Raw genomic sequence first — 23269 nt, forward strand, 5'->3', positions numbered from 1 at the left:
ACTCGCGCCCGGCAAGCCTGGCGTTCATACCTTCACCTGCCCGGTGGCGGCGGACATGACCGTCTCCTCGGTCGCTTCGGCGCGGGGAATCTCCGCCACCAGCCGCCCCTCGCGCATCACCAGCACCCGGTCGGCCATGCCGATCACCTCGGGCAGATCCGAGGAGATCATCAGTACCGCGAGCCCGCGCCCGGCCAGCTCGGACAGCAGCCGGTGCACCTCGGCCTTGGTGCCCACGTCGATGCCCCGGGTCGGTTCATCGACGATCAGCACCTTCGGCTCGGTGGCCAGCCACTTGGCCAGCACCACCTTCTGCTGGTTGCCGCCGGACAGCGTGGACACCGTGTCGGACAGCCGGGCGTACTTCAGCTGCAGGCGCAGCGCCCAGTCTGCGGCCTGGCTGCGCTCCCGGCCGCGGCTCATCAGCCCGGCCCGGCGCAGCGCCTTGAGCCTGGTCAGGCCGAGGTTGCGTTCGATCGACGCGCCCATCACCAGGCCCTGCGCCCGGCGGTCCTCGGGTACCAGGGCCACCCCGGCGGCCATCGCGGCCGTGGGCGAGGCGGCGGGTAGTTGCCTGCCGCCGATGGTCACCCGGCCGGCGTCCCACCGGTCGATTCCGAAAACGGCCCGCGCGACCTCGGTGCGGCCGGCACCGATGAGGCCGGCCAGCGCCACGATCTCGCCGCGACGCACGGTGAACGAGACGTCGGTGAACACGCCCTCGCGGGTCAGCCGCTCGACCTCCAGCGCCACGTTCCCGATGGTCGCCTCGGCCTTCGGGTACAGCGCGTCGAGGTGCCGGCCGACCATCCGGCGCACCAACTCGTCGGCCGTCAGTCCCTCGACCGGTTCGCTGGCTACGAACCTGCCATCGCGCAGGGTGGTGACCCGCTGGCAGAGGGCGAAGACCTCCTCGAGCCGGTGCGAGATGAACAGCACCGCGGCACCCTCCTCGCGCAGCGCCGTGGCCACCCCGAAGAGCCTGCTCACCTCGCCCGGGGTGAGCGCCGCGGTGGGCTCATCCATGATGAGTACCCGGGTGTTCAGCGACAGCGCCTTGGCGATCTCGACCATCTGCTGGTCGGCGATGGACAGCCCGCGCGCCGGAGCGGCCGGGTCCAGCGCCACCCCGAGCCGGGCGAACAGCGCCGCCGTATCGGTGTGCAGCTTGCGCCGGTCGATGCGCCCCAGCTGCCTCGACAGGCGCGGCTGGCGGCCCATGTAGATGTTCTCCGCGACCGACAGGTCGGGGAACAGCGTGGGCTCCTGATAGATGACGGCCACCCCGGCGTCGCGGGCGTCGCCCGGACCCGAGAACGTGAGGGGCTGCCCGTCGAGCAGCACCTGCCCGGTGTCCGGGCGGTGCACCCCGGCCAGCACCTTGATGAGGGTCGACTTACCCGCGCCGTTCTCGCCGGCCAACGCGTGCGCCTCACCGGCGTACAGCTCCAGCGACACGTCCTGCAGGGCGCGCACCGACCCGAACGATTTACCGACCCCCCGCAGCGCCAGCACGGGTGGCCCCTGTGCCGGCGAACTCACGACTGACGCTCCACGACGAACGTCCTTCCCAGAATGAACTTGACCTGATTCGTGGCGATGCCACGACGGATCCCGATGCCCGTGTCACGCATCCGGTCTCTTCCCAGCTCAGTGAGCCCCTGGTCAGAGATACCGTGAATCGTTTCATACCGTGAGCACAGACACTACTGAGGGGTTTCAAGGGTGTCAATAAGTCCCTGGACCCCGAGACCCAGCTGTAACTTTCCCGGCCCGCTAGCAGCCACTTTCCGCGACCCGTCACCGGCGCGGCGGTGCGCCGGTGACGCACCGGTCGCCAGTCGCGCGGCGCTTGCTGGTTGCGGACGGTCGCCGGTTACAGAAAGTCGCCGGCTTGAGAAAGTCGTCGGTCACGCAAGCGTCGTCGGTTACCCGGCGGTCGCTAGCGGCGCAGCGAGGCCGGGCTGGAGGCGCGCACCACCAACTCGGGCTGGAACACCACGCGCCGGTGCTGGTGCCGCTCGGCCTCGTCGCCCGCCTCCTCGAGCAGGAGCTCGGTGGCGGCCTGCCCCATCCGGAACGCGGGCTGGCGCACCGACGTCAGCGGTACCGCCGCCGCGGCGGCGAACTCGATGTCGTCGTAGCCCACGATCGCCACGTCATCGGGCACCCGCACCCCGGCGGCGAACATCGCCTGGAGCACACCCAGCGCCACCAGGTCGTTCACGCAGAACACCGCGGTCGGGCGACTGGCCAGGCCGAGCAGGCGGGAGCCGGCGTCCCGGCCGGAGGCCACCGTCATCTGGTCGGCCTCGATCACGGTCAGCGCCTCGGGCGGCAACCCCGCCTCGGCGATCGCCCGTTCGGCTCCGGTCTGCCGGTCACGGCACTGGGCCAGAGTGGACGGCCCGTTGGCGTAGACGATCTGGGTGTGCCCGGCCCGGATCAGGTGCCGCACGGCCAGCTCGCCACCCACCTCGTCGTCGATGGACACCGAACACACGTCGTCGGACGGGCCGACCCGGTCAACCATGACGAACGGGATCTGCCGGCGCTTGAAGGACTCCACGTTGGCGCCGTTGGCGTCGGCCGGCGTGATGAGCGCCCCCCGCACCCGCTGCTCGGCGAACAGGGACAGGTACTCGGCCTCCACATTGGGGTCATGGCCGCTGTTGCACAGCATCACGCCCAGCCCGGCGCCGCGGGCCACCCGCTCGGCACCCCTCGCGACATCCACGAAGAACGGGTTGGCGATGTCGAGCACCAGCAGTGCCATGGTGCGACTGCGGCCGACCCGCAGCTGGCGCGCGGACTCGCTGCGCACGAAGCCCAGCTCGTCGATGGCGGCGGTGACCCGCGCACGGGTATCGGGCGACACGTAGCTCGGCCGGTTGATGACGTTGGAGACCGTGCCCACCGACACGCCGGCGCGCCGCGCCACGTCCTTGATGCTGACCATGTCGCTCCGTCTCGATTTCACAGGGCCGAGAAGGCTCAGTCTTGACGCCCACAGGGGGGACGCTTAGTATAACGGTTCATGAAACGATTCACAAGCCTCCTGAGGTGACGCTCAGTCGACACAGGCATCGTGAACCCGAATCTTGACGCGTGCAACGCCCCTCCCTCGACGGTGACAGAGCAGGAGCAGTAGTTCATGACAGACAGAACCGCCGTCAAGGCGGCCCTCGCGTCCCAGCGCATCGAGTTGCCATCGTGGGCGTTCGGTAACTCTGGCACCCGGTTCAAGGTCTTCGCCCAGGCCGGTGTGCCCCGCGACCCGTTCGAGAAGATAGCCGACGCCGCCCAGGTGCACCGCTACACCGGGGTCGCGCCCACCGTGTCCCTGCACATCCCGTGGGATCTGGTCGACGACTATCACAAGCTTGCCTCACACGCCGAGAGCCTTGGGGTGCGCATCGGCGTCATCAACTCCAACACCTTCCAGGACAACGACTACATGCTGGGCAGCGTGACGCACGCCGACCCGGCCGTGCGCCGCAAGGCGGTCGACCACCTCTTCGCGTGCGTCGACGTGATGGACGCGACCGGCTCGCCCGACCTGAAGCTCTGGTTCGCCGACGGCACCAACTACCCCGGCCAGGACGACTTCCGCGCCCGCCAGGACCGGCTGGCCGAGTCACTGTCCAAGGTGTACGACCGGCTCGGCGACGGCCAGCGGATGCTGCTGGAGTACAAGCTGTTCGAGCCGGCCTTCTACCACACCGACGTGCCCGACTGGGGTACCTCGTTCGCGCACTGCGTCGCGCTGGGCGAGAAGGCGAAGGTAGTGGTGGACACCGGACACCACGCGCCGGGCACCAACATCGAGTTCATCGTGGCCATGCTGCTGCGCGCGGGCAAGCTCGGCGCCTTCGACTTCAACTCCCGGTTCTACGCCGACGACGACCTCATGGTCGGCTCGGCCGACCCGTTCCAGCTGTTCCGCATCATGCACGAGGTGGTGCGCGGCGGAGGGCTTTCCGCCTCCTCCGGGGTGAACTTCATGCTCGACCAGTGCCACAACATCGAGCCGAAGATCCCGGCGCAGATCCGGTCGGTGATGAACGTCCAGGAGGCCACCGCCAAGGCGCTGCTGGTCGACTGGCCGGCACTGTCGGCCGCGCAACAGGCCGGTGACGTACTCGGCGCCAACGCGGTACTGATGGACGCGTACAACACCGACGTCCGGCCGCTGCTCGTCGAGCTGCGGCAGGAGCAGGGGCTGGACCCGGATCCGATGGCGGCGTACGCACGCACCGACTACGCAACAAAGATTGTCAACGAGCGAGTGGGCGGCCACCAGGCCGGCTGGGGAGCATGAGAAGCATGAGTGAGCGTCAGCAGGGCGAGCGCGGCGAAGCCGCTCTTCCCGTGAGGATCAGGAATCAGAGTTACAGGGTGGACGTGCCTCATGCGTCCGGCGAGCGGAGCGAGGCGGGCGCATGAGCGTGAATGAGACTGTCGCGCAGCTGTTGGCCCGCTCCAACCGGCTCGGCGCGGACCCGCGCAACACCAACTACGCGGGTGGCAACACCTCCGCGAAGGGTACCGAGACCGACCCGGTGACCGGCGAGCAGGTGGAGCTGCTGTGGGTCAAGGGTTCCGGCGGTGACCTGGGCACGCTGACCGAGGCGGGCCTGGCCGCGCTGCGGTTGGACCGGCTGCGCTCGCTGCCCTCGGTGTATCCCGGCATCGAGCGCGAGGACGAGATGGTCGCGGCGTTCGACTTCTGCCTGCACGGGCGGGGTGGCGCGGCGCCGTCCATCGACACCGCCATGCACGCCCTGGTCAACGCGGCGCACGTCGACCACCTGCACCCGGACTCCGGCATCGCGCTGGCCACCTCGGCCAACGGCGAGGCGCTGACCAAGGAATGCTTCGGCGACCGCGTGGTGTGGGTGCCGTGGCGCCGGCCCGGTTTCCAACTGGGTCTGGACATCGCGGCCATCAAGGACAGCCAGCCGCAGGCCATCGGCGCCGTGCTCGGCGGCCACGGGATCACCGCCTGGGGCGACACCTCGGAGCAGTGCGAGGCGAACTCGCTGGAGATCATCCGCACCGCCGCCGCCTTCATCGAACAGCACGGCAAGGCCGACCCATTCGGCGCCGAACTGCCGGACTTCGCCCCGCTGCCCGAGGCGCAGCGGCGCGAGCGCGCCGCCGCGCTGTTCCCGCTCCTGCGCGGGCTGGCCTCCACCGACCGCGCGCAGGTCGGCCACTACACCGACAGCCCGGTGGTACTGGAGTTCCTGTCCCGAGCCGAGCACTCGCGGCTGGCAGCAGCGGGCACCTCCTGCCCCGACCACTTCCTGCGCACCAAGGTGCGCCCGCTGGTGCTGGACCTGCCGCCGACCGCGTCGCTCGAGGACGTCAGCGCCCGGCTCAAGGAGCTGCACGAGGCGTACCGGGAGGACTACGCGGCCTACTACAACCGGCACGCCACCCCCGAGTCGCCGGCCATGCGCGGCGCCGACCCGGCCATCGTGCTGGTACCCGGCGTGGGCATGTTCTCCTTCGGCGTGAACAAGCAGACCGCCCGGGTGGCCGGCGAGTTCTACATCAACGCCATCAACGTGATGCGCGGCGCCGAGGCGCTGTCGACGTACGCCCCGATCCCCGAGTCGGAGAAGTTCCGCATCGAGTACTGGGAGCTGGAAGAGGCCAAGCTGCGGCGGATGCCCAAGCCCAAGCCGCTGGCCACCCGGATCGCGTTCGTCACCGGCGGCGGCTCCGGCATCGGCAAGGCCACTGCCGTCCGGCTGGCGACCGAGGGCGCCTGCGTCGTGGTCGCCGACCGGGACGGCGCGGCGGCCGAGGCCGTGGCCAAGGGCATCGGTGGCCCGGACGCGGCCATCGCCGTGGCGGTCGACGTGACCGACGAGGAGCAGATCGCCGCCGCCCTGAAGGCCGCCGTGCTCGCCTTCGGCGGTGTCGACCTGGTGGTCAACAACGCCGGGCTGTCCATCTCCAAGCCGCTGATGGACACGACGATCCAGGACTGGGACATCCAGCACGACGTGATGGCCCGCGGCTCCTTCCTGGTCTCCCGCGCGGCGGCCACCGTGATGGTGCCGCAGAACATGGGCGGCGACATCGTCTACATCGCCAGCAAGAACGGCGTCTTCGCCGGCCCGAACAACGTCGCCTACGGCGCGGCAAAGGCCGACCAGGCGCACCAGGTCCGGCTGCTCGCCGCCGAGCTGGGCCAGTACGGCATCCGGGTCAACGGGGTCAACCCCGACGGTGTCGTGCGCGGCTCGGGCATCTTCGCCGGCGGCTGGGGCGCCAAGCGCGCCGCGGTCTACGGCGTGAAGGAGGAGGACCTGGGTGCCTACTACGCGCAGCGCACCCTGCTGAAGCGGGAGGTGCTCCCGGAGCACGTGGCCGCGGCCGTCTTCACCCTGGTCGGCCCGGACCTGTCGCACACCACCGGGCTGCACGTCCCCGTCGATGCCGGGGTAGCCGCAGCGTTCCTGCGATGACGACAGCAGACGAGCACGAGGCACGGCCGGCCCGGGATTCCGGGCCGGCCGTGGCCGGCCGTAAGGCGGCCAGACCCGGCCCGGCCAAGGCTTCGGTGAGCCGGAGATACGCGGCCGTGGACCTCGGCGCGGCCAGCGGCCGGGTCATGATCGGCGAGGTCGGCGCGGGCCGCCTGGAGCTGACCGAGGCGCACCGGTTCCCCAACGAGCCGGTACGGCTGCCCGACGGGCTGCACTGGGACATCCTGCGGCTGTACCGGGAGCTGCTGGCCGGGCTGCGCCACTGCGGCGACGGGTTGGCCTCGGTCGGCATCGACTCGTGGGCCGTCGACTACGGGCTGCTCGACGAGCGCGGCGCGCTGCTCGGCCTGCCGTACCACTACCGGGACCCGCGCACCGAGGCCGTCGCCGTACCGGACCCGGAACGCTACGCCGTCACCGGCACGCAGCACCTGCCCATCAACACCATCTACCAGTTGCTCGCCGAGCCCCCGTCACGGCTGGCCGCGGCGCGGCGGCTGCTGCTGGTCCCCGACCTGCTGGGCTACTGGCTGACCGGACAGACCGGGGCGGAACGCACCAACGCGTCCACCACCGGCCTGTTCGACGCGCGGGCCGGGCGGTGGGCCGGGAGCCTGATCGACCGGCTGGGGCTGCGCCCGGAGCTGTTCCCCGAACTGCGCGAGCCCGGCTCGGCCATCGGCACCCTGCTCCCCCACACCGGGCTGGACCTGCCGCTGGTCGCGGTCGCCTCGCACGACACCGCCTCCGCGGTGGTGGCGGTGCCGGCGTCCGTGCCGAACTTCGCCTACATCAGCACCGGTACCTGGTCGCTGGTCGGTGTCGAGCTGCCCGCCCCGGTGCTGTCCCCGGACAGCCGGGATGCGAACTTCACCAACGAACTCGGGGTCGACAACACCATCCGGTATCTGCGCAACGTGATGGGACTGTGGCTGCTGCAGGAGTGCCAGCGCGGGTGGCACGAACCGGACACCGGTGCGTTGCTGGCCGCGGCGGCCTCGGCGGCGCCGTTCGGCTCGCTGATCGACCCCGACGACCCGAGCTTCCTGGCACCCGGCGACATGCCCTCGCGCATCGACGCGTACTGCGCCCGCACCGACCAGCCGACGCCGGCCGGGCGCCCCGGGTACGTACGTTGCATTATGGAGAGCCTGGCGCTTGGGCATCGGGCCGCCCTGCGGGCCGCCGCCCGGCTGTCCGGGCGTACCGTCGAGGTCGTGCATCTCATCGGCGGCGGCGCCCGCAACGACCTACTGTGCCAGCTGACGGCGGACGCGTGCGGGCTGCCCGTGGTCGCCGGGCCGATCGAGGCGACCGCCCTGGGCAACGTGCTGATCCAGGCCCGGGCCGACGGCGGGCCGGCCGATCTGCCCGCGATGCGGGGGCTGGTCGCCGCGACCCAGCCGCTGCGGCACTTCGAGCCCCGCGGCGACTCGGGCGCCTGGGACAAGGCCGCCGCCCGGATCGGACGGGAGTAGCCGATGCGCGTGGCCCTGTTCATCACCTGTTTCAACGACACCATGTATCCCGGGGTGGGCAAGGCCACGGTCACGGTGTTGGAGCGGCTCGGGATCACCGTGGAGTTCCCGGCCGGGCAGACCTGCTGCGGGCAGATGCACTTCAACTCCGGGTACCGCAAGGAGTGCGTGCCGCTGGTGCGCAACTTCGCGTCGGTGTTCGCCGGGTACGACGCGGTGGTCACCCCGTCGGCGTCCTGCGCGGCGATGGTGCGCCACTCCCACCCGGTGGTGGTGCCCGGCCACACCCCACCGCCCGTGTACGAGCTGTCCGAGTTCCTGCTCGACGTACTGAACGTGACCGACGTCGGGGCGTACTTCCCGCACCGGGTGGCGTTCCACCCCACCTGCCACTCCCAGCGGATGCTGCGCATCGGCGACCGGCCGCAGCGCCTGCTGGCCGGGGTGGAGGGCCTGGAGCTGGTGGAGCTGGCCCACGCCGAGCAGTGCTGCGGGTTCGGCGGCACGTTCAGCGTGAAGAACGCGGAGACCTCGATCGCCATGGGCAACGACAAGAGCGACGACGTGCTGTCCACCGGGGCGTCGGTCCTGGCCTCGGCCGACACCTCGTGCCTGATGCACATCGGCGGCCTGCTCTCGCGCCGCGACGCGCCGGTGCGCACCATGCACCTGGCCGAGATCCTGGCGACCACCCGATGACCGCGCCCGCCGGCCCGCACCCCACCTTCCTGGGCATGCCACCGTTCCCGCAGGCCGCGCACCTCGCCCTGGCCGACACCCAGCTGCGGGCGAACCTGGGCCGGGCCACCACCACCATCCGCGACAAGCGCCTGCGCGTCACCGCCGAGCTGCCCGACTGGGAGGATCTACGGATGGCCGGGGCGGCCATCAAGGACGACGTGCTGGCCCGGCTGCCCGAGCTGCTGGTGCAGCTGGAGGAGCGGGTCACCGCCGCCGGCGGGATCGTGCACTGGGCGCGGGACGCCGCCGAGGCCAACGCCATCGTGGCCGGCATCGCCCGCCAGCACCAGACCCGCGAGATCGTCAAGATCAAGTCGATGGCCACCCAGGAGATCGAGCTCAACAACGCGCTGGCGGCCGAGGGCATCGACGTCTGGGAGACCGACCTGGCCGAACTGATCGTCCAGCTCGGCCACGACCTGCCCAGCCACATCCTCGTCCCCGCGATCCACCGCAACCGCAGCGAGATCCGCGACATCTTCACCGCCGAGATGGGCAAGGTCGGCCGGCCCGCCCCGGCCGGGCTGACCGACAACCCGCCCGACCTCGCCGAGGCCGCCCGACTGCACCTGCGCGAGAAGTTCCTCCGCGCCAAGGTCGCCGTGTCCGGCGGCAACTTCGCCGTCGCCGACACCGGCAGCATCGTCATCGTCGAATCCGAGGGCAATGGCCGGATGTGCCTGACCCTGCCCGAGGTGCTCATCTCCGTGGTCGGCATCGAAAAGCTCGTGCCGACCTGGAACGACCTGGAAGTCTTCCTGCAGCTGCTGCCCCGCTCCTCCACGGCCGAGCGGATGAACCCGTACACCTCGACGTTCACCGGCGTCACCCCGGGCGACGGGCCGCAGGAATTCCACCTCGTGCTGCTGGACAACGGCCGCACCGACACCCTGGTCGACACCGTCGGCCGGCAGGCGTTGCGCTGCATCCGCTGCTCCGCCTGCCTCAACGTGTGCCCCGTCTACGAACGCACCGGCGGCAAGGCGTACGGATCGGCCTACCCTGGCCCGATCGGCGCCATCCTCACCCCGCAACTGCGCGGCATCAACCGCCACCCGGTCGACGAACAGACCGCTTCCCTGCCTTTCGCGTCCAGCCTCTGCGGCGCGTGCTTCGACGCCTGCCCGGTACGCATCGACATCCCGGAGGTCCTGGTGCACCTGCGCGCCAAGGCCGTCGAGCACCAGCACGGCCACCTCGGCGAACGGGCCATCATGGGCACCGCTGCGGCCACCTTCGCCGCACCCGGCCGGCTGGCCGCCGCGCAGCGGCTCGGCGGCGGGTTGCTCGGGCGCACCACCCGACTGCGCGGCGGCCCCCGCTGGCTGCGTACTCGAGCCCCGGGCTGGTTCGGCGGCTGGTTCGCCGGCCGCGACCTGACCCCGCCCGCGCGGGAATCCTTCCGCGCCTGGTGGAAGAGGAATCACCGATGACCGACGCCAAGCAGGAGATCCTCGCCCGGATCCGGGCCGCGCTCGGCGACCACCCGACGCCGCCTCCGGTCCCCCGCGACTACCGCCGCGCGCTGCCCGACGGCACCGACCTCGTCGCCATGTTCGCCGAGTTGGCCGCCGACTACCGGGCCACCATCACCCGCACTCCCGCCGCCGAGTTGCCCGCCGCCATCGCCCGGGCCGCGGCCGGACGTCGGCTGGCCGTCCCCGCCGGGATCCCGGCCGACTGGATCGCGGGTCTCTCCACGCTGCCCGACGACCCGCCCCTGACCAACGAGCAACTCGACCAGGTCGACGGGGTACTCACCGGCGCCGCCGCCGCCATCGCGCTGTCCGGCACCATCATCCTGGACGCCGGCCCGGAGCAGGGCCGCCGCGCTCTGACCCTGCTGCCCGACTACCACCTCTGCGTGGTGCGCACCGACCAGATCGTCGGTACCGCCGCCGAGGCCCTGGAGCGGCTCGATCCCCGCCGCCCACAGACCTGGATCAGTGGCCCCTCCGCCACCAGCGACATCGAACTCAACCGCGTCGAAGGCGTCCACGGGCCGCGCACCCTGCACGTGCTGATCGCCGAGTAGGGCGGTGCCCGTGGCGGCGCGGTGTATCCGTCACGGGGTCGGGTAGCTGGCGGCCGGTGCGTCCTCGCTGGGCATGAGGATCCACAGCACCGGGTAGATCAGAAACTGGCTGCCCGGAATGATCAGCAGGATCAGCAGGAACAGCAGGCGGGCGGGCCACGGGTCGATGCCGAACCGGCGCCCCAGCCCCGCGCATACCCCGCCGAGCACCCGGCCGTCCCGCGGACGTGACAGACCCTGGCGGCGCAGCGAGTCGTGTACGGAGTTCATCGTGCGTGTCCTTTCGGGTGGTCGACGCCTCGTGCGCCGACCACTCCACGGTCGCACCGCCACCGCCCCCGCGGCATCGGGGAGGGCCCTGACTCATCCCGGATGCCGCCGGATACGGCAATCGGGGGTGGGTCGCGGTGTCGTGTGCCGCGACCCACCCCCGGGGCCATCAGGGGCAGGAAAGCTGGGGCGCGCCGGACCCGGAGGGGGATCGGGTCCGGCGCTTGGGGATTGCTACTTACAACTGATCGCGGAGTAGGCCGCGGTGTAGGTGGAGTAGTAACCCACCCCACCCCGTGAGGAGTACCCGGCGACCGTGGCGTTCCCGCCCGCGGCCGACGAGGCCCCCGTGTCGAACAGGTGGTAGGCCGCCTTCCCGGACGCTACGGCGGAGGACTTCTGGGTCGCCCCGGCCGCGCCGAGGCTGATGTCCGCCGGTCCGGTCGAGCCGTTGAGGGCGTAGACCGCGATGGTCGCCTCGCCGTTGACACACGAGGCCTTGGCGCTGACCGTCAGCGGCACCGGCTTGCCGGCCGTCACGGTGGCCACCGGCGAGGCCGCCGAGGACGCCGAGTTACCGAGCGCGTTGGTGGCCACCACGGTCGCCGTGTACGCCCCGGGTGCCACGTTCGCGAAGCTGGTCGAGGTGGCTGTGCCCGCGACCTTCGCCACGATGGGCGTGCCGCCCTGCGGGGTGAGGGTCACCGTGTACCCGGTCGGGGCTGCCCCGTTGGTGGCGGGCGCGGCCCAGGTGACGTTGACGCTGGTGTTCGACACCCCGATGCTGGGCGCCGCCGGCGCGGCCGGGGCCGAACCGAACACCTCGATCTCCGAGAGCTGCATGCGGTACTGGTTGCTCTCGTCGTTGCGCAGGTTCGTGCCCTCGACCCGCACGTAGCGTGCCGTGGTCGCGTCGAAGTCAAAGGTCTGCGCGGATCCGTCGGTGGGCTTCGGGTAGTTGGTCTTGCTCACCACCGTGTTCCAGGTGTTCCCGTCGGCCGAGGTCTGGATGGTGAAGTCGATCGGGAAGTAGTTACCGACCAGCGTCCGGTCGAAGTCCTTCGGCCACAGCTTGACGCGCGAAATGCTCTGCTGCGCGCCGAGGTCCACGGTCACCGACTCGGTGTGGTTCTCGGACAGGTCGTTGTTGCTCGACCAGCCGAACGAGCTGGCGACGGTGAAGTCGTTGCCGTCGGTCACGGTCGGGGTGTCGAAGTTCCCGTCCTCCAGGCTGCTGCTGGCGGTGACGGGCTTGTGCAGCGCCAGGTCCGTGGCACCGGGCAGGGTCGGCAGGACGTAGCCGGCGGCGCTGCCAGACGCGAGGGCCACGTCGTGCGTGCCGCTGCCGGTGTACGTGTACCGGACGGTGCCGAGGTTGTCCGCGGTGACGGTGTGCTTCGCCCCGTTGTCGGTGACCGTGTAGGTGCTGTCCGGCTTCTGCCCGGACCACTGCAGCGTCACCGGCTGGCTCGCCGAGCTGTAGTTGACCTGCTCGGTCAGCTCGTTGGTGTAGTCGACGGTCAGCGAGTCGGCGGCGTGGATGGTCCGGGTGACCGTCGTGCCGTTCATGCTGTCCGGGATGTTCGGCGCGATGGTCACGCCGTCCGCCGTCGGCTGGATGCCCAGCACGTCGTCGAACAGGCCGGACGCGCCATTGGCGTTGGAGGGGAACCACGCCTCCTGTGCGCCCGCACGCACCTGATCGAACCAGTTCAGGTAGCTCCAACCGTTGAAGCCGTCCTGGGTGTACCGGTTGAGGGTGCTGTTCAGGTACGTCAGCGACCGGTCGCGCTCACCGACCACGGCCGCGGCGCGCATGTACTCCTCGGTCATGAACGGGTAGATGGCGCCGTTCTCGAGGCCGGTCTCGAACCCGTTGCCGTGCGAGGTCTCCGTGTCGCGCTGCAGCGGAATGAAGTTCTGCGGGATCAGGTCGAGGTGGTACAGCTGCATGTCGGCGTCGACCTCATCGAGAATCTGCTTGGCCCGGTCGAGGTCGACCATGCCGTAGTAGATCGCCTGCAGGTTGATTTCCATGTCCTGGACCGCGCCCTGGACGGTCCCGTCGGCGTTGCGCCAGTACGCGAACATCCCGGTGCCCGTGTCCCACAGGCCGCCGTCGGTGTCGTCCTTGTTGAACTGGGTCTTGATGCCGGCGGCGATGGACGCGTACGACGACGCGAGGTCGCCGTCGTTGAACACCGTCTTCTCCAACTGGGACCACTCGACCAGGGCTTCGTACATGAGCTCGTTGATGTAGCCGCTCTCGTACTTGATGTACGCCCCGTCGTTCCACTCCCGGATGCCCTTGGTGGACGCGTCGTCGGTGAGGTCGTTGTGGAACAGGCCATCGGTCGTGTTGTACTGGTTGTTGATCATGTACCCGAGTGACTTCTCGACCGAGGTGCGCATCGACGTGAGCCAGGAGCTGTCCGGTGAGTAGTTGTACATGTCGGCCACCGCCATCGCGTACGACGGGTCGGCGTCGTACAGGCTGCCGTCGCCCCACGGGTGGTCGAGGTGGTACGTGCGCCCGTTCATGTGGCCGCTGGACGACTGTGCCGTGTCACGGAAGAACTGCAACGCGTTCTTCTGCGAGGCCGTCATCGCCGGGTCGTAGTACCCCTCGACCGTTCGGTCGGCGTACACCATGTCGTACGGCCCGACGCCGGGGAAGCGCAGGCCAACCGTTGACATGCCGTACCCCTTGTCGACGACGCCGGAGCGACCGAAGTCGTTGAGCATCGAGGACAGGGCCGCGGTGTTGTCGACACCGTTGATGGTGCCGCCGAGGGAGTAGAACTTCGCGTAGTCGTCCGGGGTGAACGTGTAGGAGACGGTGTCCTGCTGACCCTGGGCGGTGGCCTGCGGCGCGTAGATGTAGGCGGTGGTGCCGTTGGAGGAGTGACCGCCGTAGACCAGGCCGCTGGCCGGCGTTCCGGCCGTGTAGCTCCAGGTGGGCGCGGTACTGACCTGCGTCTCCTGGTAGGTGTTGCCGTCGCCGGTGTAGGCGAACTCGGTGGCCAGGCTGTGGTTTCCGGTCGCGTCCACGTCCAGCGCCTGCGAGGTCGCGCCCCGCAGCATGGTGAAGTCGGACTCTTCGACGCCGTAGCGGTCGTTTATCTTGGCCAGGAAGAAGTTGTTGTCACCGGTGTAGGCGTTGCCGATGGGCAGGTTGCCGCCGTCGGCCGGCCGCCGGATGTTGTCCCAGACGCGGGCCCAGCCGATGGACAGCTCGCCGTTGTGCCGCACCTTGAGGTTGGCGGTGTTCAGCCAGTCGTAGGTACGCGCGACGGACAGCCCGATGTTGTCGTCGGTGAGGGTGAACGTCCACGTCTCGGCCAGCGACACGGTGGCGTTCTTCATCGTGAAGGTGGTGCTCACGGTGTCGCCGTCGACGGTCACCGTGGGGTTGGCCGTCAGCGTCTTGCTCGACAGCGACGTACCGTCGGCGTCCAGGGTGAGGGTGCTGTACATGCCGGCGCCCAGCAGCTGGGTGGTGCCCATCGTGAACGAGCTGACGACGGCCTGGTGGTCGTACTGGTAGACCATGGTCATGCCGTTGCTGCGCATGGTCACGGTCTTGTGGTTGGTGTCGTTGGTGATGGTCGGGGCGGCCGCGTGCGCCGCCTGGGGCCCGGTGGCCGCCGCGACGACGGCGAATCCTCCGGCGACCACCGCCGACAGCAGCACCCGGGCGAGCCGGGCACCGGTTGTGCGTCTGCGTCTCATTGCGGGGTTGTCTCCTCTAGCCGAAATAAAGCGCGTTCCGCGAAAAGGTGCGTGGTCCTCCTTCGGGCGTCACAAGGCCTGACAAGTCGTGGGGACGGTTCACGCCTGGACCGGCGCGGGTCGCGCACCGACCGCCCGGGTGATGCCGCGCATCTCGGTCAGCGAGTAGCCGGACACCTCCATGGGTTCCTGCCGGGCGACCGCGCAGTAGTAGTGTTCGAGCCGCCCACCCCAGCTGATCACCGCCGGCTTGTGCGTGTGCAGCGAGTCGATCGATCCCGCCGGGCCGACGTCGAGCAGGATCTCCCCGGACTTCTCCCAGTGGACGAGGTCCCTCGACGTCGCGTACCCCTCGCGCGCGTGGCCGTCGGCGGCCAGCCCGAAGTAGAACATCACCCAGAACTCGCCGTCGCGCAGCACGCACGGGTCCGAGGCGAATCGCTCGTCGAAGTCGCCCGGGCCGCCCGCGGCCAGCACGGGATTGTCGGCGTGCCGGCGCCAGTTGGTCAGGTCGGACGAGACGGCCAGGCCGGTCTGCTCGGTCCAGGGCCACTGGTCGCGGTTCTTGGCGTTGTAGAAGGTGTAGAACAGTCCGTCGTGCTCCAGCAGCCACGACTTGTACAGCCCGCCCCGCTCCCAGACCGCGCCGCCCTCGGGGCGGAGCAGGTCACCCGTCTGCTCCCAGTGCCGCAGGTCGCGGCTGCGCACGAACCCGATGGAGCCGGCGCCGGCCTCGTACCCGGCGTTCGGGTAGGCGTGGAATGTGCCGTAGTACCACCCGTCGAAGCGCCGGAGTTCGCCGGGCGACCACAGGTCGTTGTCCCGCGCGATCGAGGTCAGCGCCGAGTTGTACCGGCGCAGCTCGCTGTTCGGATCGCGAGGGAAGACCACCTCCCCGGGTGACCAGTTACCCTCGCCGTCGTTCCAGGTCAACGCCGTCTGGTAGCCCAGTGCGTCCCAGCCGACGTAGGTCATGCCCTGCCTGCCATCCTGCGAGAAGACGAACGGGCAGTCCACGGCGTGGCTGTCGAAGCGGCCTTCCACGAACGAGGGTTCGATGAGCAGTCGGTCGTCGCGCGACGGAGTGGCGACGCGGCTGGCGGGGTACTCAGCGAACCGAGCGGGCATGCTCATTTTCCTGTTCCGGCCACGAGGCCTGAGACGTAGTAGCGTTGCAACAGCATGAACAGCACGACGCAGGGCAGCATGGTGACCGTGATTCCGGCCTGCAGCGCGCCCCAGTCGATGGTGTTCAGGGGTCCGTTCTGGGCGTTCACCAACGCGATCGGCAGGGTGAACTTGGTGTTGTCGTTCAGCAGCACCAGCGCGGCGAGGAACTCGTTCCACGCCGCGAGGAAGGCGAACAGCGCGACGGTGACGATGCCGGGCGTGACCAGCGGCAGCAGGATGCGCGGCAGAGCACTGATCTTGGTGCAGCCGTCGATCTGAGCGGCCTCCGGGATGTCGTCCGGGATGCTCTCGAACGAGTTGCGCATCATGTAGACGGCGAACGGCAGCTGGAACGTGGTGTAGATCAGGGCCAGCCCGATCAGGGAGTTGGTCAGCCCGAGCCACACCATCACCGTGAACAGCGAGATGAGCAGGGCGGGGTACGGCACCAGCAGCATCCCGATGCTGACCCCGAACAGCAAACCCTTGCCGCGGAACCGGAAGAACGCGAACGCGTAGCCGGCCATCACGGCGACCACGGTCGTCAGGACCACGGTCAGGAGGGTGACCTCCGCCGAGTGCCACACGTAGTCGAACAACGACGTGCCGGAGCTGTCGAGCTTGCCGAAGCTGCGCACGCTCCAGTGCGACGGCCACCAGACCGGCGGCGAGGCGTTGGCGTCCTGAGTCGGCTTGAACCCGCCGATAATGGTCCACACGATCGGGAAGGCGAACACGAGCGCCAGGATCCCGGCGACGGCGATGCGCGGCAGGTGGCGCCGGCCGCGCTGGCGCTTGGCACCACGCGCAACCGTGGGGGTGGGAGTGTTCTGGTCGAGAACGGCGGTGGTACTCATCAGGACTTCCCTCGCTGCAGCCAGACCTGCGGGATCGAGATCGCCGCCATGATCACGACCACGATCACCGCAACGGCGGCGGCGTACCCGCGGTTGAGGCTCACGAAGGCCGCGTTGTACAGGTAATAGACGACGGTCACGGTGGAGTTGTCCGGGCCGCCCTTGGTCATGGTGAAGAACTGGTCGAACCCGAGGAACGTGGTGCTGACCGTGAGCAGCATGACCAGCGACAGCGGCCGGCGGATCAGCGGCATTGTGATGCGGGTCAGCGTGGACCACGCGCTGGCACCGTCGAGCCGGGCCGCCTCGTAGACCTCACCGGGGATGGAGTCCATCCCGATGATGAGCACCAGCATGGCCAGGCCCGCGGTCTTCCAGATGGTCATCACTATGACGATGGCCAGCGTGGTCGACGGCCGGGCGAACCAGTCGACGCCCGCCTTGGCCAGGCCGAGATCGTGGGCGAGGGTCGGCAGCACCCCGGTGCGGGAGTTGCTCATGGACAGCCAGAGCAGGCCGGCCGGCGCCATCCCGATCGTGACGGGTGCGAACAGCAGCGCCCGGATGCCGGTACGCAGCCGGAACTTCGGCCGCACCAGCAGGGCCAGGACGAGCGACACCACCAGGCCCAGTACGGTGGTGATCACGGTGTACTTGACGGTGAACGCGACCGCGTGACCGAACTTGGGGTCGCTCAGGATCTGGCTGTAGTTCTTCACCCCGACGGCGGTGCTCGGCCCGAACGCCGGCCAGTTGAAGAACGACATCCAGATGGTCAGGCCCAGCGGCAGCAGGAAGAACAGCGCCAGCAGCACCGCGCTGGGTGCGGCCAACGCCCATCCGCCGGCGTTTTCCCGCATGCGCTGCCGAGATCGGCGGGTGGCCCGTGCGGCCGAGGGCTGGGTCGCGGGTTTCATCGGTGGCGCGGCAGCGGTCATCGATCTTCCATTTCGGCAATCCGTCCCGCCCGCGGCGTCCCGGCACGAGCTGTTGCGCGTGCCGGGACGCCGTGAGCCGTCACTGAGTAATGGAGTCCGCCGCGGACTGAGCCGTCTTGGTGGCCGCGGCCGGATCGGCACCGTCGAACACGACGGACTGGATCATCTGCAGCCAGGGGCCCTGCGCCGAGGCGATGACGTCGTTGTAGTGCGGCGAGACGTACGTCTCGCCCTTCTTGATGAGGTTCGCCGGCACGGTGAACTGGTCGCCGAGCGAGGCGGGCACGGTCGCGTCCGTGCGCGGCGGCATGGCCGGCAGGTTCAGGTACACGTCGTTGCTCGTCGACAGCGACGACAGCCAGTTGATGAAGTCCCAGGCCTCGTCCGCGTGCTTGGTGGTCTTGGAGATCCCGGCCGTGTCGCCGCCGGAGAAGGTGGCCCACTGCCCGTCGGTCGGGCCGGGGATCGGCGCCAGCCCGAAGTTGAACTTCGGCTTGGTGCCGACGGTGGCGGTGTTCACGCCGTTACCGCCCGCGAGCGCGATGCCGATCTTCCCGGAGGCGAAGACGGAGAAGAAGCCGTCACCGGTGTCGGTCTTCGAGGACTCGGGGATGTCGCCGTGCTTGTCGAGTTCCTGCAGGAACCCCAGCGCCTTCTGGGTGGCCGTGTTGTTCAGGTCGAACGACCCGTCCGGCTTGACCACCTGCTGGCCCTGCGCCCAGATCAGCGGGGTGACGTCGTAGGCGAGGCTGCCCGGGGCGTCGCCGCTGAGGTAGAAGCCCTTGTTCCCGCCGCCCAGCTTGGTGATCGCGTCGGCGGCCTGGACGATGCCGTCCCAGGTCGTCGGCGGCTTGTTCGGGTCGAGGCCGGCCTTGGTGAACAGGTCCTTGTTGTAGAGGTAGAGCGAGGTGTCGGTGTTGTAGGGGACGCCGTACACCTCGCCGCCCGCGGTGGACGCCTGCTCGTGCGCGGGCGCCAGGTGGCCGAAGGCGCCGGACTGCTTGAGCAGGCTGGTCAGGTCCAGCACCGATCCGGTCTTGACGATCTGCGCCTGGAACACGATGTCCGAGGTGAGGATGTCGGGCAGCGAGCCGGACTGGGCCGCCGCGGCGAACTTCGCCACGTACTGGTCGGCCGGCACATGCGTGATCGCGATCTGGTTCTTGTGCGACTTGTTGTACGCGTCGACCACCGCGTCGGTGACCGCCTCGTTGCCGGCCCGCACCCACAGCGTCAACTTGGCGCCGTCGTCCTTGGCGACAATGTTGCTGGGGTTGGCGGCGGCGTCACTGCCGCCGTTGCCGCACGCGGCAAGGGCCAGACTGGCGGTCAGCGCCATCAGGCCCGCCGTGACGGCCCTGTTCCGAGCACGTTTCATGCCCACTCCATCCATTGGTGGCGTCGGGTTGAGCAGCCGCGCCGTCGGCCGTAAAGGTGGGCGCTCAAAGGTGTGATCGACTATGGCAACCGTTTGCTAAATCTGTCAACACCGCGTTGCGAACACGTTGCGCGAGCAGTCGGACACCCGACAGAGGGTGGTCGCCCCAATGCGTCCGAATATCGCCTAAAAGCCGTTCATCCAGGGAGTTCACTGGTAGCTCGGGCGACAGAAATGTCCGGTCAGATACGGCAAACGAATGCCAGTACAGAAAAGTTGTGGCAATTTTTTCCTCTGACCGGTAGGTTCGCACCGTGCCCAAGACCAGCGACACCAGCCCACCGCGCCGCGTGACCGCGGCGGAGGTCGCCGAGCGAGCCGGCGTGTCCATCAGCACCGTCTCCAAGGCCCTGTCGGGCAGAGGCGCGGTCCGGTACGAGACGCGCCAGCGCGTGCTCGAGGCGGCGCGGGACCTCAACTACCAGAGCAACGAGGTCGCGGTCAGCCTGCTCGCCGGCAAGACGAACACGGTGGGCGTGATTACCAGCGACCGGCTCGGGCGGCTGACCTCCCCGGTCCTGCTCGGCGCGACCGAGACGCTGGCCGAGCACGAGATCGCCCTACTGCTGTGCGACGGGCGCGGCGACCGGATCCGGGAACAGTACTTTGTGGACTCGTTCCTGCGCCGGCGCGTCGACGGCATCCTGGTCACCGGCAGCGGCATCTTCGGACGCGACACCATCCGCGTCGACCTGCCCATCCCGGTCGTGTACGCGATGGCCTGGTCCAAGGACTCCCGCGACGCGTCGGTCGTACCCGACGACGGCGCCGGCGCGCGCTCGGCCGCCGAGCACCTCCTGGCCACCGGCCGCACCAAAATCGCGTTCGTGTCCGGCCGCCGGGACGACGCCACCACCATCCGGCTGGCCAACACCCGCGAGGTGCTGACCTCCTCGGGGCTCCGGCTCGCGCACGAGCCGCTGATCGGCCAGTGGAGCGAGGGCTGGGGGCGGCAGGCTGGGCTGCAACTGCTCAAGTCGGGGGTCGACTTCGACGGTGTGGTGTGCGGCAATGACCAGATCGCCCGCGGCGTGGTCGAGTCGCTACGGGAGAACGGGGTGGCGGTGCCCCAGGCGGTCGGGGTCATCGGCTTCGACAACTGGGACGTGATGGTCGAGGCGAGCCGCCCGCCACTGTCCAGTGTGGATCTGAGCCTGCACGAGGTCGGTCAGGCCGCGGCGCGCACCCTCGTGGAGGCCATCGGGGGCGACGGGATGCAGCCCGGGGTCCGCCGCGTCGCGTGCCACGTGGTGCCCCGCGAGTCCACCTCGACGGCCTGAGCGAGCCACCGGCTCGCGCCGGGTACCGGCCCGCGCCAGGCACCCCCGGGCCACGTCCCCCCGGCGAGACCGTGTCCGCCTCGCCGGCGAGCGCGTCAGGCGGCGGTGTGCGCGATGATCAGGTCGGCGATCCGGTCCGCCAGCCCCGGTGCGAACAGGCCGTGGCCCATGCCGGGCACCACGTGCAGCCGGGCGCTCGGTATCCGCGCCGCCAGCGCCTCCCCGTGCGGTACCGGGAAGATCGGGTCCTCGGTACCGTGGATCACCAGGGCGGCGCGGAGATCGCGGACAGCGCCGCGTACCGGTCGTCGCCGAACCGCGCGCCGGCGAGGTCGTGCTGGCGGGCCGCGGCGTAGTCGCTCGCCCGGTCGTACGAGACCTCGACCAGGCGCCGGGCTCGTCGAATTGCAGCACGTCGGCCGGGGTCGTTGTCCATCGGGGTGGTGGTCAACGCGGTCAGGGTCAGCACCCGCTCCGGGTGGTGTACGGCGAGCCACTGGCCCAGCACGCCGCCCAGCGAGGCCCCGACGAGGTGGGCGGCGCTCACCCCGTGGCCGTCGAGCACCGCGAGCGCGTCCAGCGCCAGCTCGACCGGGCTGTACGGATGCGCGCCGAAGTCGACGCATCGGCACGGCCGCGCCGGCCCGGGGTCGCAAAAATGATCTCCAAATAAAACCCCTCATACATCCGCAGTTTTCAACATCTCGGGCACCCCATGCGTATCGTGACCTGTCTATCCCTACGACGACGGGGGATCCCGACATGTCAGCACGCAAACGGGCCCTGGCCCTCGCGACCGGCGTACTCGCGCTGGTCGCCACGACGTCCGCCGCGACCACCAACGCGTACGCCGCGAGCGCACCCACCTCACTGCCTACCAGTCAGTTCACCCTCACCTCCAACTACCACCAGTACGACGCGCTGAACTCCGCGCTCACCACGAAGCTCGGCACCGCCAGCGTGGACACCGTGATGGCGAACGCCAACCACGACCGCACGGCCATCAGCAACCCGGGGGTCGCCGGCTACGTCGACGGGTTCGGCTTCGACTCCGGCGACAACAACGACTGCACCAATTACCCGCAGGGCATCACCAGCAGCCGGGACGCGATCGGCACCGCCAACAGCGGCAACTACGACGGCCACCAGCTCATCCTGGTCAGCTGGTACACCACCGCCGGGTGCGGCGGCGCGCAGTCGCGCAGCCGGATCACCCTGGTCGACTGGGACGCCACCTACCCCAACGACTACCGGAAGATCCTGCTCGTGGAGCCCACCGGCACCGCGGCCGCGCCGAGCTTCAAGGACATCACCGTGCACGCGGGCGGCGTCTCCTGGTACGGCGACTACCTCTACGTCGCGGACACCGGCCACGGCATGCGCGTGTTCAACCTCAAGGACATCCTCAAGACGAACACCGGCGGCACCGCCGACCAGATCGGCCGCCAGTCCGACGGCACCACGTACTACGCGCACAACTACGCCTACGTGCTGCCCCAGATTGGCACCATCACCGCCGCCACCACCTCGGGTACCCCGCTGGTCTGGTCGTCCATCTCGCTCGACCGGGTCAGCGGCTCGATCGTCATGGTCGAGTACACCTGCCAGTCCGGATGCACCGCGTACCCGAACCGGGCGCCACGGGCCATCCGGTTCCCGTTCGCCTCGGGCGCCAACACGTTCGCGGCGACCACCACCGCCACGCAGGCGCTGCAACTGCCCTGGTACAAGCTCAACGGGGTCGCCTCCCACAACGGGCGATGGTGGTTCAACTCGTCCGGCAACAAGCAGCTCTACTACTGGACGCCGGCCACCGGGTCGCACACCTACGCCTGGGTCAGCGGCGGTGAGAGCCTCAGCTATTGGGAGGACACCACCAACGCCGACCTGCTCTGGTCGCTGCAGGAGACCCAGGGGCACCGCGACGTGTTCGCCGTGCAACAGGCAACCTACGGACCGTGAGCATTCGCGCGCCGGGCGGGCGACGGCCCGCCCGGCGCGGCTCTCGCCGCCCGGCCTCCCGCCGCCCGGCCTCCCGCCACTCAGCCTCTTACCGGCCAGCCTCTTGCCGCCCGATGGGCGTAGGTTCGTGGCATGCCCACCACCCGGCCGCCGGCCGCTGCCGTGCCCGTACCGGCATGACCGTCACCCTGTGGGTGGACGCGACGCCGTCCGGCCCCGCGCTCCTGCTCCGCCCGTGGCGCGAGTCCGACCTCGATGCCCTGATCGAAGCCCACGACGATGCCGCGATCCGGCACTGGCTACGACGCCCGGTGCGCGACCAGGCGGACGCGGCGCGGTGGCTGGAGGCCGAGTCGCGCGGCTGGCGGGACGGGCAGCGCCTCGGCTTCGCGGTCTGCGAGGACCCGACCGGTACCGGCGGCGACCGGCCCGTCGCGCACGTGGTTCTCAACCGTGCCGTTCCCGACCGGGAATTCGCTCAGGTCGGCTACTGGACGGCCGCGCGGGCCCGGGGTCGCGGCGTGGCGGCCCGCGCCGTCGAAGCCCTCACCGGTTGGGTCTTCGACAGCTTCGCCGGCGAGGGGCTGAACCGGCTCGATCTGCTCCATCAGGTGGACAACCTCGCGTCGTGCCGCGTCGCGGAGAAGGCCGGGTACGCGTTCGACCGGGTCCTTCCGGCCCGGCCCCCGTTCCCGCTCGACGGCCACCTGCACGTGCGGTGGGCGGACGCCCGCGCCCGGTGACGGGAGTCGCGGCCCGGCCGCGCCGCGGGTAGCCGCGGGGTGGACGCGCGCGCGGAGGCCGGGCAACCCAGAAGGAGTTGAGCGTGCGCGGCTGACTCGCCGTCCTGCTTTTCGCCACCCGC

19 protein-coding genes are annotated in these 23269 nt (G+C 69.8%); 9 read left to right on the forward strand and 10 right to left on the reverse strand.

The window, feature by feature from the left end; translation table 11 throughout:
• Positions 1 to 24: 24 nt before the first annotated feature.
• On the reverse strand, positions 25 to 1542 hold the full coding sequence (locus ABEA87_RS23360) for a sugar ABC transporter ATP-binding protein (RefSeq protein ID WP_345632835.1): 1518 nt from the start codon (positions 1540 to 1542) through the stop codon (positions 25 to 27).
• A gap of 400 nt (positions 1543 to 1942) precedes the next feature.
• Positions 1943 to 2959, reverse strand: coding sequence for a LacI family DNA-binding transcriptional regulator (locus tag ABEA87_RS23365; RefSeq protein WP_345632837.1), 1017 nt, complete (start codon positions 2957 to 2959; stop codon positions 1943 to 1945).
• A 195-nt stretch (positions 2960 to 3154) separates the two neighbouring features.
• On the opposite strand from ABEA87_RS23365, the gene rhaI reads away from it, so the two are divergent.
• From rhaI to ABEA87_RS23395, 6 genes are all read left to right on the forward strand, one after another.
• Positions 3155 to 4321 (forward strand): L-rhamnose isomerase, encoded by a 1167-nt coding sequence (gene rhaI, locus ABEA87_RS23370; RefSeq protein WP_345632839.1) that lies wholly within the window; start codon positions 3155 to 3157, stop codon positions 4319 to 4321.
• A gap of 121 nt (positions 4322 to 4442) precedes the next feature.
• Entirely contained in the window at positions 4443 to 6482 is a 2040-nt protein-coding gene (locus tag ABEA87_RS23375; protein WP_345632841.1) for a bifunctional aldolase/short-chain dehydrogenase, read from the forward strand.
• Complete coding sequence (locus ABEA87_RS23380) at positions 6479 to 7981, forward strand: rhamnulokinase (RefSeq protein WP_345632843.1); 1503 nt, start codon at positions 6479 to 6481, stop codon at positions 7979 to 7981. The genes ABEA87_RS23375 and ABEA87_RS23380 overlap by 4 nt, the downstream gene beginning before the upstream one ends.
• A 3-nt stretch (positions 7982 to 7984) precedes the next feature.
• A complete protein-coding gene (locus ABEA87_RS23385) occupies positions 7985 to 8680 on the forward strand; it encodes a (Fe-S)-binding protein (RefSeq protein ID WP_345632845.1) in 696 nt (231 codons plus the stop codon).
• Entirely contained in the window at positions 8677 to 10155 is a 1479-nt protein-coding gene (locus ABEA87_RS23390; protein ID WP_345632847.1) for a lactate utilization protein B, read from the forward strand. The genes ABEA87_RS23385 and ABEA87_RS23390 overlap by 4 nt, the downstream gene beginning before the upstream one ends.
• Positions 10152 to 10757, forward strand: a complete 606-nt coding sequence (locus ABEA87_RS23395; RefSeq protein WP_345632848.1) for a LutC/YkgG family protein — start codon at positions 10152 to 10154, stop codon at positions 10755 to 10757. The genes ABEA87_RS23390 and ABEA87_RS23395 overlap by 4 nt, the downstream gene beginning before the upstream one ends.
• Positions 10758 to 10787: 30 nt before the next feature.
• On the opposite strand, the gene ABEA87_RS23400 is transcribed toward ABEA87_RS23395, so the two are convergent.
• The 6 genes from ABEA87_RS23400 to ABEA87_RS23425 all read right to left on the reverse strand — a co-directional run bounded on the left by ABEA87_RS23400 (position 10788) and on the right by ABEA87_RS23425 (position 19102).
• Positions 10788 to 11027, reverse strand: coding sequence for a PspC domain-containing protein (locus ABEA87_RS23400; RefSeq protein WP_345632850.1), 240 nt, complete (start codon positions 11025 to 11027; stop codon positions 10788 to 10790).
• Between the two features lie 234 nt (positions 11028 to 11261).
• Positions 11262 to 14759, reverse strand: coding sequence for a galactose-binding domain-containing protein (locus tag ABEA87_RS23405; RefSeq protein ID WP_345632852.1), 3498 nt, complete (start codon positions 14757 to 14759; stop codon positions 11262 to 11264).
• A 99-nt stretch (positions 14760 to 14858) separates the two neighbouring features.
• The gene (locus ABEA87_RS23410) at positions 14859 to 15887 is read right to left on the reverse strand and encodes a glycoside hydrolase family protein (RefSeq protein WP_345632854.1); all 1029 of its coding nucleotides are present in this window, start codon (positions 15885 to 15887) and stop codon (positions 14859 to 14861) included.
• A 2-nt stretch (positions 15888 to 15889) separates the two neighbouring features.
• Positions 15890 to 16786: a carbohydrate ABC transporter permease gene (locus tag ABEA87_RS23415; protein ID WP_345632856.1), complete on the reverse strand. Its 897-nt coding sequence runs from the start codon at positions 16784 to 16786 to the stop codon at positions 15890 to 15892.
• Positions 16786 to 17724, reverse strand: coding sequence for a carbohydrate ABC transporter permease (locus ABEA87_RS23420; protein WP_345632858.1), 939 nt, complete (start codon positions 17722 to 17724; stop codon positions 16786 to 16788). Before ABEA87_RS23420 ends, ABEA87_RS23415 begins: the two co-directional genes overlap by 1 nt.
• A 79-nt stretch (positions 17725 to 17803) precedes the next feature.
• Positions 17804 to 19102, reverse strand: a complete 1299-nt coding sequence (locus ABEA87_RS23425; RefSeq protein WP_345632860.1) for an ABC transporter substrate-binding protein — start codon at positions 19100 to 19102, stop codon at positions 17804 to 17806.
• A gap of 314 nt (positions 19103 to 19416) precedes the next feature.
• On the opposite strand from ABEA87_RS23425, the gene ABEA87_RS23430 reads away from it, so the two are divergent.
• Complete coding sequence (locus ABEA87_RS23430; RefSeq protein WP_345632862.1) at positions 19417 to 20442, forward strand: LacI family DNA-binding transcriptional regulator; 1026 nt, start codon at positions 19417 to 19419, stop codon at positions 20440 to 20442.
• 95 nt (positions 20443 to 20537) lie between these two features.
• Here the strand turns inward: ABEA87_RS23430 and ABEA87_RS23435 are convergent, their stop codons facing one another.
• Positions 20538 to 20708, reverse strand: a complete 171-nt coding sequence (locus ABEA87_RS23435) for an alpha/beta fold hydrolase (RefSeq protein WP_345632864.1) — start codon at positions 20706 to 20708, stop codon at positions 20538 to 20540.
• Positions 20705 to 21028: an alpha/beta fold hydrolase gene (locus tag ABEA87_RS23440; protein ID WP_345632925.1), complete on the reverse strand. Its 324-nt coding sequence runs from the start codon at positions 21026 to 21028 to the stop codon at positions 20705 to 20707. The genes ABEA87_RS23435 and ABEA87_RS23440 overlap by 4 nt, the downstream gene beginning before the upstream one ends.
• A gap of 176 nt (positions 21029 to 21204) precedes the next feature.
• Between ABEA87_RS23440 and ABEA87_RS23445 the strand changes: the two genes are divergently transcribed.
• Positions 21205 to 22404 (forward strand): hypothetical protein, encoded by a 1200-nt coding sequence (locus ABEA87_RS23445; RefSeq protein ID WP_345632865.1) that lies wholly within the window; start codon positions 21205 to 21207, stop codon positions 22402 to 22404.
• A 176-nt stretch (positions 22405 to 22580) separates the two neighbouring features.
• Positions 22581 to 23147: a GNAT family N-acetyltransferase gene (locus ABEA87_RS23450; protein WP_345632867.1), complete on the forward strand. Its 567-nt coding sequence runs from the start codon at positions 22581 to 22583 to the stop codon at positions 23145 to 23147.
• Positions 23148 to 23269: the final 122 nt, after the last annotated feature.

The sequence above is a fragment of the Rugosimonospora acidiphila genome (genome assembly GCF_039543385.1).
GTDB lineage: Bacteria > Actinomycetota > Actinomycetes > Mycobacteriales > Micromonosporaceae > Rugosimonospora > Rugosimonospora acidiphila.